The following is a 9,142-nucleotide window of genomic DNA, read 5'->3' as shown; positions in this document are numbered from 1 at the left end:
ACAATGGCGCCGCCATCCTGGTCGTTCAGCCCCGAGAACAGCACTCGGTAGCTGGTGCTGTTGGCCCACATCAACATGGAGGCAATCATGGCGATCATCAGCGGCACACCAACCAATATGCCGATTTTGTTTTTTTGTGGCAGCTGCGAAAACCGCTGTTGCATGTTGCTGATCGGGTTATTGCCGCCAGGCCCCACCACTTCGGGGCTCGTGAGTGTCTCTGCCATGGATGTCCTGCTTGCGCAATGGTTTGTTCTACCTGTGCATTGTGCGTGGCAGGGTGCAATAGCAAATCGATAAAAAGGGCAGGTTAACGGTGGTTATTTTGAAAACTTTAGGGTGCCCGTAAAAAAATAAAGGGCAATTCACCCTCTGTTTGCCCAAACGCAAGGCCTGGCTTGGGGGTAAAAAGGAGGGGTGAAAAAAATTCCTCAGGAGCATTTGCAATGATTAACAATCCGGCAGGCGTGGGTGCTGTGGGTGGCTTGCTCAGCAACGCCGTTACCGATGCTTTGGCAGGCTCGCCGCTTGCCAACAAAGCAAAAACGGTGGGGCAGGCCTCGTTTGCCGACGCCATTGCACAAGCTTTGGAGCAGGCCAATTTGTCAGCCGAAAAATCGGCCGAGCTTGGCAAGCGCTTGCAAATGGACGACCCCACCGCCAGCGTGGAAGAAACCGTGATTGCCAGCAATATTTCTTCTTTGCAATTCACTGCGGTGGTGCAGGCCCGCAATAAAATTCTGCAAGCCTACAACGACATCATGAACATGCCGGTGTAAGCAAAGCTGCTGTGGCACAATCCAAGGCATAGATCATTCTTCGCCTTGGAGTTTTGCCCATGATTGCTCCCTTCCCCATTGCTCGCGACAACACCTCTGCAAACCCTTCCGATCTCTGCTTGCTGCCGCAGTTGGCCAACCGGCATGGTTTGATCACAGGGGCCACGGGCACAGGCAAAACAGTCACTTTGCAGGTGTTGGCCGAGGCGTTTTCAAAAATTGGCACGCCTGTGTTTATGGCCGATGTCAAAGGCGACCTCACCGGCATTTCCCAGCCCGGTAAAACGTCACCCAAGTTTGAAGCGCGGCTGGCTTCCACCGGTATTCCAATGCCCAATTTTGAAGGTTGCCCAGTCACGCTGTGGGATGTGTTTGGCAAGCAGGGCCACCCTGTGCGTGCCACCATTTCTGACATGGGGCCGCTGCTATTGGGCCGCCTGCTGGGCTTGAACGACACCCAGGAGGGGGTGTTGAATCTGGTGTTTAAAATTGCCGATGACAATGGCATGTTGTTGCTTGACCTCAAAGACCTCCGCGCCATGCTTCAGCATGTGGGCGAGAATGCCAAGCAATTCACCACCGAGTACGGCAATATTTCTTCGGCTTCGGTGGGGGCCATTCAGCGCGGCTTGCTGGCTCTGGAAGGGCAGGGGGCTGACCAGTTTTTTGGTGAGCCCATGTTAAACATTGCCGATTTGATGCAAACCGATGGGCGCGGGCGCGGGGTCATTAATATTTTGGCGGCGAATCAGCTGATGAATTCGCCCAAGCTTTATGCCACGTTCCTGTTGTGGTTGCTCTCGGAGTTGTTTGAAAACCTGCCCGAGGTGGGCGATGTTGAAAAACCCAACATGGTGTTTTTCTTTGATGAGGCTCACCTTTTGTTTGCCGATGCACCCAAGCCCCTGATCGAAAAGGTTGAACTGGTGGTGCGCCTGATTCGCTCCAAAGGGGTGGGCGTGTATTTTGTGACCCAAAACCCGCTGGATGTGCCCGAGAGTGTACTGGGCCAACTGGGCAACCGTGTGCAACATGCCTTGCGGGCCTTCACGCCGCGGGACCAAAAAGCAGTGAAAGTGGCCGCCGAGACCATGCGACCCAATGCGGGGTTGAACATCGAAGCCGCCATCACAGAACTGGGTGTGGGTGAGGCCCTGGTGAGCTTTTTGGATGCCAAGGGTACGCCCAGCCCAACCGCGCGCGCCTGGGTGTACCCACCGGCCAGCCAGTTTGGGCCAGCCACGCCAGAGCAATGTAAAGCCTTGTTGCAAAACTCCTTGGTGGCCGGGGTGTATGAGCAGGTGGAAGACCGCGAGTCTGCCTTTGAGCTGTTAAAAGCCCGCGCTGCGGCAGCAGCACCTGCGCAGGGAACAACAGCCACCGCGCCCAGCACGGCTGCACCGGCACCTGCTGAAGAAAAAAGCACTTTGAGCAGTTTGGGCGATATGTTGTTTGGGTCGGGGGGCAGTGGGGCTCGGCGTCGCGAAAGCGTGGCAGAAAGTGCCGCCAAAAGCGCAGCCCGTGCCATTGGTTCGCAAGTGGGCCGCGAGATTGTACGGGGTATTCTGGGGTCCATGTTGGGCGGTGGCCGCCGCCGCTAAGTCGCTTTACTCCATGGCATGCGACATGGCACGCTGGCGCCGCTCGGTGGCCAGCAAAAAACGCTGCAGACGGCGTTCCACGCCTCGCTCCACGGGTTTCATTTCGCAGCCCAATTGAATTTGCTCTGGGTGGTCCGACAGTGGTTTTACATTGCGAACCTCCAGGCTAACGCGGATGGGCAGTTCGCCATCGGGCAGGGCTAGCATGGCATCCGGCAAAGCCTGGCCCGTGCAATACACACCCTCTGGTGCTTCTACAGTAAAGCAGCAACCAGCCAAGCTGATGTCCACCAAATGGTGAATCGGGTGAAGCCCGGGCACCATCAGACTCACCTGTCGGTTTACTTCTTCATCGGCCACCACCCGGAAATAGTTGCGCCGTTGCAAGCGGACCAAAGTTTTGGGCATTTGTATGCGCAGCGCGGGCACGCCCTCGAAGGGAAGGTTGGTCAAGCCCAAACCATTGAACTGCACCTTGACGCCCTCTGGAAAAGCCACAGCCACAAAGGGCGTGCTGGAATTGCAGGGTGCGCTCAAGCTTTTGTCATATGGGGTGGCCAGCCAGATCCAGTGGTTTTCCCAGTCCATCATCAGCACTTCGGTCACAAAGTGCGGCTCAACGGCGTCGGGGTAGATGTAAATTTCGTGCTCTTCGTCAGCAATGATTTGCAATAGTTTGTGCACGGCCGGCTCGGCGCTCAAGGCAAATTCTCGAAGCAGCCTGGGGTCTCGTTCTGGTGCGATGCCTGTGTTTGGACTCATGGTGCCCTCTGTTCTCTGTTTTCTACTTGGTATACCCAGGCCAGCAATTCGGCGATGGCCTGGTAAAGGCCAGAGGGAATTTGTTGGTCCAGGTCAACATTCATCAACAGGGAGACCAATTCTCGGCTTTCGTGTACAAACACGCCCGACTCTTTGGCCTTCTGGATGATTTGTTCTGCAATTAGCCCCTTGCCCTTGGCCACCACTTGGGGAGCGCCAGAGTTTTCAAGGTAAGCCAAAGCGACGGCTTGTTGTGGGCTCATTTTGTTGTTCATGTGCTACGCCCTCCCGGTTCGGCCTCTTTCAGGCGCACCTGGCCATGAACCAAGTCCAGTCCCTGTTGTTTCATGGCTTGTTGAAAACTTTGCCAGTGTGGGTCCAGGGCTTGTTTTCCATGGGGGCTCGCTTCAATTTGGACATCACAATGAGACCCTACCATGCGGACACGCACTTGCAGTTCACCCAAATATGGCATGTCCAGCTTCAACCTGGCAACCCAGGGGCGTGCGGCTTCGGTTTGTGCCTCCGGTGTGTCGGGCTCGTCTTGCTGGTGATCGGGTTCGATTTCAATGTCGATGGGCTGCCCCATCAGGCCTTGAAGCGACAGGGCGATTTTTGAGCTGTCCAGTGTGGCCAGTTGCGCAGTGACCAGCTTGGCCGATTGGTTCAAGGCCGCTGGGTCCAGCCCTTTGTCGCCAATCACCTGTTCTGCACCAAAACGCGCTTGAGGCTCTTGGGCCAGTTGCTCGGTGCTGCGTTGCCCACTCACCCACTGTTGCAAATGCGACTCATAAAACAGGCCGCTTTTTTCAACCGCAGCACTCACCTGCTGCGCCAGCGCGGTGGACAAGGTTTGCGGTTTGCCCAAGGCTTGGGCCAGCGCGGTTTGCGTCAACGGTTTGTTGCCGGGATCTGCTTGCTCCGGGGCATCCAGACCAGGGGTGGCTGCATTAAGAATCTCTGTTTGAGCATTGGTGCCTAACATGGTCAATTGGTTTTGAACTTGCACTTGAGCGGCCAGTTGTTTGAAGGTGGCGGCCATCGGCGTGGGTAAGGTGGTGGGTTTGCCCTGGCCCAGTTTTTCTAAAAATCCAATCAAGCGCGCTGGGGTGGACAGTTTGTCCACAAAGCTCGGGGATTCTTGTACTTCTTCATCGTTGGCTTGGGGCAGGGTGGTGATCAGGTTGTTGCGCGTGTCTTGCACGCGCTTGCCACCTTGAGCGTTACCCGCCGTGAGTGCATCGGCTTTGTCGGTGAGGGCGAAAGCCACGGTCACCATTTCGCCTGCGGTGAGGGTGCGCCCTTGGGGCAGCTTGACTTGCAGGTTCTGGCCGTTGAATTCCAGCTCGGCTTCGTTGCCGGGCCCGCTTTTGACCACCCGAACCATGGCGGTTTGCCCCGCCAGTTGCTGGGCTTGCGGAAGGGGCAGTTGACGGGATAGCACCGCCACCACGGGGGCAATTTCGCCCTTGCCCGAGCTGACTTTGTCGCCCGGGTTGGCTTGTAGTACAGAATTGATGTTGGGTGAGGAGGGTTTGACCGGAGTAAGCGCCATCTTTCACACCCAATGAGGCTAATCTTGCGGGGTTAGTTGGACCCGTAAGAGTTGCTCAACCGCTGGGAATTGCTGGCCGTGCGCAAAAACTCTTCCAGCTGTTTCAGGCGGGGCTCGGTGATGTCACGGATGGCCGCATCATCGGCAAGAATCTTCTTCAGGTAGCTGATGTGCTGGCTGCGCTCTGTCTCGTTCAGTTCGATTTGCTGGCCTTCCTTGACCATCTGCAGCTCTGCAATCAACTTGGAGCATTTTTCTTCGGCGGCACACAGGGCGTCCCAATCGCCAGCCTTGGCTGATTCCAGCATGGCCTGGCTTTGGTTGGCAATAGCAGCGTACAGCTTCATGACCAGTCCGTTGTTGTCGTTCCCGAATATCATGGTGGTGTGCATTCCTTCCCTATTGTTGTTATCGGTCTGCGGCGCCGTTGCCAATTTCTAGCCAAGCGTCGCGCAGGTCTTCCAGCAAGCTCATGCAATTGTCCATGCGCTCAGGGTTATTTTGCGAGTTGGCCAGTACCAACTCTTTGCAAATATAGTCGTACAAAGCCAGCAATTGTTCGGCCAGGTTTCCGCCTGCTTTCACGTCGATTGCGGCAGACAGCCCATCCCGAATAATGCGCAAGGCTTTGTCGATGGATTTGGCTTTCATCTCGATGTCGCGCATGTCCATGTACAGCTTCGCTTTGCGGATGGCTTCAATGGCGCCGTCGTAAAGCATCACGATCAGGCCGTGGGGGGAGGCACTGTTGATTCCTGTTTCCAGACCCACCTGGGCGTACGCTTTGGCTCCAAACATCATGGTCGTTATCGCTGAAATCGTTTGTCTTGATCAAAGTCTAAGGCCGTCGGGCCTTGGCCTATGCGCATATAAGCAGGGTTTTTGCTGCATTGTTCTGCGCATGGAGCCATGGCTGGGCCTCGCTTTAGCGGTTGTTCTGGTTGAGCGCGGCCAGTTGGCGGCTCAGGTATGAACTGGTTTGTTGCATGCTGGCCAGCATGGTGTCTAGCGCAGTAAATTGCGCACGGTAGCGTTTTTCGACCTGTTCAAGTCGCAGGTTGATGCGTCCCTCTTGGTCGTCTAAGCGCTTTAAACGGCTGTTCAGGCCTTCGGTACGGGATGCCAGTGCGCCGCCTTCTTCAGAAAGCATGCCGATCCACTCGTCCAAGCGCTTCGCCAATCCTTTGCTGAATGTGATGGTGCCCATGTTTCCACTGGCGCCTTGAGCTACACTGAATTCCAACCCTTCAGAGGGGTCCCCACTGGGGCCGCGCAGGGTATTGGCAACGCCCACCCCGTTCACGCCATTGATGGTGCCCGCAATGGTGTTGGTGCCGTCGTAGGCTGTTGAGATGTTGATGGCGTAGGTGCCCTCCACCGTTTTGCTGGTGGAGCCCAGGTATTTCACCCGGGAGTCGCTGGTGGTGGCCGTATTCGAAAAAATCTTCTCGAGCATGGCGGGGTCTTTCACCAAAGCCTCATCGAGCTTGGTTTTGTTCAAAGACAACACGCCGTCTTTGTCAAAGTTTAGCCCCACATCAGATAAGCCAACGCCATATTGAGCCACGGTCTCGCGCAATATGCTGCGCATTTGCCGCTCCAGCGAGGCGGGCGTGGTTTCACGCGACAAGGTGGCGTCTTTTTCCTGCTGGTCTTTTAAGTTGCCACGAATTTTATTGTAAGCCGTTACAAAGTCGTTCAGTGTTTTTTGAAGGGTGTCACTGTCCAAACCCACGGTCACGGTGACCGGGCTGGTGGTGACGTTCTTCAGGTTAAGGGTCAAGCCTTCTACGGCATCGGTCACATTGTTACTGGCTTTTGTCACCGCCAGGTTGTTGATGGTGAAGTTGGCGTTTTGTGCCACTTGCAGCGACTGTGCGTTTTTACCCGCACCAGCCGTTGCTGTGGGGTCAAAGGCCAGCATCGACAAACCGGCGGTGTCGGTGTTGTTGCCATCGTCATCGGTGGCCGTTAGCTTAAAACCATTCACCTCGCCAGTGTCTTTGCTGGTGAGCACCAGGCGCGACCCTGAGCCGTCATTCACGATTGATGCATTTACGCCTACATTGGCGTCGTTGATGGCCTGTTTGATACCTTCTAAGGTTTGCTGTCCAGGTCCGATGTTGATGGTCACTGGGGTTTTGCTGGCGTTGTCTGTGAATGTGTTGGTGCCTGCGTTGTAGCTGCCCAGGGTGATGGTCAAGCTGCCCGTGCCAATGGCTGTGTCGTTGCTGGCCACGCTGGGGGCGGCAACGCTTTGGGCTTTGGCCAATTGGCTCACGGAGATGTTGTAGGTGCCCTTGGCACTGGCGCTGCTCGCTGTGGCAGAAATCAGTTTGTCGTCGGTGGAGGTGGCCTTCAGCGGGTTGAGGTTGCTCACGCTGGTCAGCTTCTGGGCTGCAGTTTGCAATTGCGACAAAGAACTTTTGATCACACCGTAAATTGAAATTTTGGTGTTGATCTGCGTGCGTTCTTGCTTCACTTTGGACAGCGGGATGCGCTCGGCCGCCATCAGCGAGCCAATGATGCCTTCAATGTCCAGACCAGACCCAATTCCTGCCGATGAGATCGATGCCATCGCCTTCTACTCCTCTTTTTGGTGCGTGTCAGGCCTCTTTGGAGATCAACACGCCTTGCATTTTTTCAATCGCTTTTGCGATTTTCAACATTTCAACCGAGGGTATTTGTTTCAACACCTCTTGGGTTTCTTTGTCCACAATTTTTACAATGGGTCTTCCGTTGTCGGGGTCAACCACAAATTGCAGGTTGGACTGGTTGCTGGCCATGGCTGCATTGGCCTTTTGCACCACCTCCAACACCTCGCCAACACTTAAGCTGGCCTCGTTGCCCAACACAGGCTCAACCGCCTTGGCTGCTTGCGCAGGGGCTGCTCCGCTTGTTTGCTGTGGCTTTGGCGTTGTGCTTGCCAAATCGCCCAAATTTGAAATGTTCATCTTGGCCACCTTCGTGATACTAGTCGTGGATTACACCACCTCATGATCGGATTAACGGCGGGTTTTGCTGCTTTCTTTAACAATAAAGGCCCGGTGAGTGTGTTTCCCCCCGGGCGCCTTCTGCACCCTGCTCCCATTTGTGGTGGGGCAGGGCGGTTTTTTATACCAACTGCTTGTTAACGCAACAGGCTTAACACGTTGTTGGGCAACTGGTTGGCCTGTGCGAGCATGGCGGTGCCGGCCTGCTGGAGGATCTGCACCCGGGTGAGGTTGGCAGTTTCCTTGGCGAAGTCAGCGTCCATGATTCGGCCACGGGCAGAACTCAGGTTGGCACTGGTGGTTTCCAGGGACGACACCACCTGGTCCAGACGGCTCAAGCCAGCACCAGCGGTAGCCCGCAGGTTGGTGATGTTGTTGATCTGGGTATCAATGGTGGTAATCGCCGTGGTGGCGTTGGCCACGGTGTCCACAGCGCCAAAGGCTGTCGCAATGGCTGACTGTGTTGCGCCGCCCAGGGTGGTTTGCAGGTCGTTGCCGCCCGAGGTGCCGTCGTCGGTCAGGTTCACCGCCAGCGTGTCGCCGGTGGCGTTGCCAGAACCAATCTGCAAGCTGACCGATTTGTTGGCCGAGGCAAACACGTTGTTGCCGTTGACGGTGGTGCCTGTTGCCACGCGGCCCACTTCGTTGGCCAGTTCCGTGAATTCACGGTTCAGGTTGGCGCGGTCAGTGGCGTTCAGGGTGCCGTTCTTGGCTTGAACACCCAGCTCGCGCATGCGCTGCAGGTTGTCACTGATCTTGCCCATGGCGCCGTCGGCCACTTGCAAGAGGGAAATGCCGTCGTTGGCATTGCGTGCTGCCACATCAAAGCCCTTGATTTGGGCATTCATGCGCTCTGCAATGGCCAGGCCAGCGGCGTCGTCTTTCGCGCTGTTTACACGCAAACCCGAAGACAAACGGGCAATCGATGTTTCCAATGAACCCGCAGAACGACTCAAATTGGTTTGAGCATTAAGCGAGGGGGAGTTTGTGTTGATTCCTAACATGAGGACCTCCTTGCGGTTGTAATGACAAAACTCCTTTTAGGAATTTCGCCTCGTCGGGTGTTTGACCCATTTTCAGTTTTAGGTACTGACAACTCACATAACGGAGAAATTTGCTAAAAACTTAAGGCTTGAATTGAAGAAAATTTAAGTTTATTAATGGATTATAAAAACAACGAAAAGATTATCTCCAATTTTCCGGAGATAATCTTTTCGTTTTTACTTCACAGGTCGGTGTTCATCACGCACCGAGGTTTTTTACACAGTTAATCTTTGCAATCAAATCCTTTTGTGTTTACTGCAACAGGCTTAGCACGTTGTTGGGCAGCTGGTTGGCCTGAGCGAGCATGGCGGTGCCGGCCTGCTGCAGGATCTGCGCGCGGGTGAGCGCTGCGGTTTCCTTGGCGAAGTCGGCGTCCATGATTCGTCCACGGGCGGCCTGCAGGTTGGT

At 55.3% G+C, this 9,142-nt stretch carries 11 protein-coding genes and 1 pseudogene; 2 read left to right on the top strand and 10 right to left on the bottom strand.

All coding sequences use genetic code 11. The annotated features are described in order from the left end of the window. Positions 1-227, bottom strand: a pseudogene (locus ACEQU8_RS07300) (hypothetical protein); the annotation flags it as partial. Positions 228-446: 219 nt separating this feature from the next. Between ACEQU8_RS07300 and ACEQU8_RS07295 the strand changes: the two are divergent. Both ACEQU8_RS07295 and ACEQU8_RS07290 read left to right on the top strand, forming a co-directional pair. After that, positions 447-779 (top strand): flagellar hook-basal body complex protein FliE, encoded by a 333-nt coding sequence (locus tag ACEQU8_RS07295; protein WP_370262606.1) that lies wholly within the window; start codon positions 447-449, stop codon positions 777-779. 59 nt (positions 780-838) lie between these two features. Next, a complete protein-coding gene (locus ACEQU8_RS07290; RefSeq protein WP_370262605.1) occupies positions 839-2,380 on the top strand; it encodes a helicase HerA-like domain-containing protein in 1,542 nt (513 codons plus the stop codon). Positions 2,381-2,386: 6 nt separating this feature from the next. Here the strand turns inward: ACEQU8_RS07290 and ACEQU8_RS07285 are convergent, their stop codons facing one another. The 9 genes from ACEQU8_RS07285 to ACEQU8_RS07245 all read right to left on the bottom strand — a co-directional run. Continuing rightward, entirely contained in the window at positions 2,387-3,142 is a 756-nt protein-coding gene (locus ACEQU8_RS07285; protein WP_370262603.1) for a flagellar brake protein, read from the bottom strand. After that, on the bottom strand, positions 3,139-3,417 hold the full coding sequence (locus ACEQU8_RS07280; RefSeq protein WP_370262602.1) for an EscU/YscU/HrcU family type III secretion system export apparatus switch protein: 279 nt from the start codon (positions 3,415-3,417) through the stop codon (positions 3,139-3,141). The genes ACEQU8_RS07285 and ACEQU8_RS07280 overlap by 4 nt, the downstream gene beginning before the upstream one ends. Further along, a complete protein-coding gene (locus ACEQU8_RS07275; RefSeq protein ID WP_370262601.1) occupies positions 3,414-4,697 on the bottom strand; it encodes a flagellar hook-length control protein FliK in 1,284 nt (427 codons plus the stop codon). The genes ACEQU8_RS07280 and ACEQU8_RS07275 overlap by 4 nt, the downstream gene beginning before the upstream one ends. A 32-nt stretch (positions 4,698-4,729) precedes the next feature. Beyond that, complete coding sequence (locus tag ACEQU8_RS07270) at positions 4,730-5,077, bottom strand: flagellar protein FliT (protein WP_370262600.1); 348 nt, start codon at positions 5,075-5,077, stop codon at positions 4,730-4,732. Between the two features lie 28 nt (positions 5,078-5,105). Then, a complete protein-coding gene (fliS, locus tag ACEQU8_RS07265) occupies positions 5,106-5,498 on the bottom strand; it encodes a flagellar export chaperone FliS (protein WP_370262598.1) in 393 nt (130 codons plus the stop codon). A 124-nt stretch (positions 5,499-5,622) separates the two neighbouring features. Next, on the bottom strand, positions 5,623-7,275 hold the full coding sequence (fliD, locus tag ACEQU8_RS07260; protein WP_370262597.1) for a flagellar filament capping protein FliD: 1,653 nt from the start codon (positions 7,273-7,275) through the stop codon (positions 5,623-5,625). Positions 7,276-7,303: 28 nt separating this feature from the next. After that, positions 7,304-7,651 carry a flagellar protein FlaG gene (locus ACEQU8_RS07255; protein ID WP_370262596.1) on the bottom strand — a complete coding sequence of 116 codons (348 nt, stop codon included), beginning with the start codon at positions 7,649-7,651 and terminating at the stop codon, positions 7,304-7,306. Positions 7,652-7,827: 176 nt separating this feature from the next. Beyond that, positions 7,828-8,694: a flagellin gene (locus ACEQU8_RS07250; RefSeq protein WP_370262595.1), complete on the bottom strand. Its 867-nt coding sequence runs from the start codon at positions 8,692-8,694 to the stop codon at positions 7,828-7,830. 292 nt (positions 8,695-8,986) lie between these two features. Then, on the bottom strand, positions 8,987-9,142 hold a 156-nt coding region (locus ACEQU8_RS07245; RefSeq protein ID WP_370262607.1), incomplete at its 5' end, for a flagellin.

Origin of the sequence: Limnobacter sp., assembly GCF_964228395.1 — a bacterium.
Taxonomy (GTDB): Bacteria; Pseudomonadota; Gammaproteobacteria; order Burkholderiales; family Burkholderiaceae_B; genus Limnobacter.
The sequence above is the reverse complement of the archived record's forward strand: the minus strand, read 5'-3'. Positions and strand labels throughout refer to the sequence as shown.

Excerpts from the sequence above, each read along its gene's own strand:
- ACEQU8_RS07295 (WP_370262606.1), top strand. The coding sequence starts at position 447 with ATGATTAACAATCCGGCAGGCGTGGGTGCTGTGGGTGGCTTGCTCAGC.
- ACEQU8_RS07290 (WP_370262605.1), top strand. The coding sequence starts at position 839 with ATGATTGCTCCCTTCCCCATTGCTCGCGACAACACCTCTGCAAACCCT.
- ACEQU8_RS07285 (WP_370262603.1), bottom strand. The coding sequence starts at position 3,142 with ATGAGTCCAAACACAGGCATCGCACCAGAACGAGACCCCAGGCTGCTT.
- ACEQU8_RS07280 (WP_370262602.1), bottom strand. The coding sequence starts at position 3,417 with ATGAACAACAAAATGAGCCCACAACAAGCCGTCGCTTTGGCTTACCTT.
- ACEQU8_RS07275 (WP_370262601.1), bottom strand. The coding sequence starts at position 4,697 with ATGGCGCTTACTCCGGTCAAACCCTCCTCACCCAACATCAATTCTGTA.
- ACEQU8_RS07270 (WP_370262600.1), bottom strand. The coding sequence starts at position 5,077 with ATGATATTCGGGAACGACAACAACGGACTGGTCATGAAGCTGTACGCT.
- fliS (WP_370262598.1), bottom strand. The coding sequence starts at position 5,498 with ATGATGTTTGGAGCCAAAGCGTACGCCCAGGTGGGTCTGGAAACAGGA.
- fliD (WP_370262597.1), bottom strand. The coding sequence starts at position 7,275 with ATGGCATCGATCTCATCGGCAGGAATTGGGTCTGGTCTGGACATTGAA.
- ACEQU8_RS07255 (WP_370262596.1), bottom strand. The coding sequence starts at position 7,651 with ATGAACATTTCAAATTTGGGCGATTTGGCAAGCACAACGCCAAAGCCA.
- ACEQU8_RS07250 (WP_370262595.1), bottom strand. The coding sequence starts at position 8,694 with ATGTTAGGAATCAACACAAACTCCCCCTCGCTTAATGCTCAAACCAAT.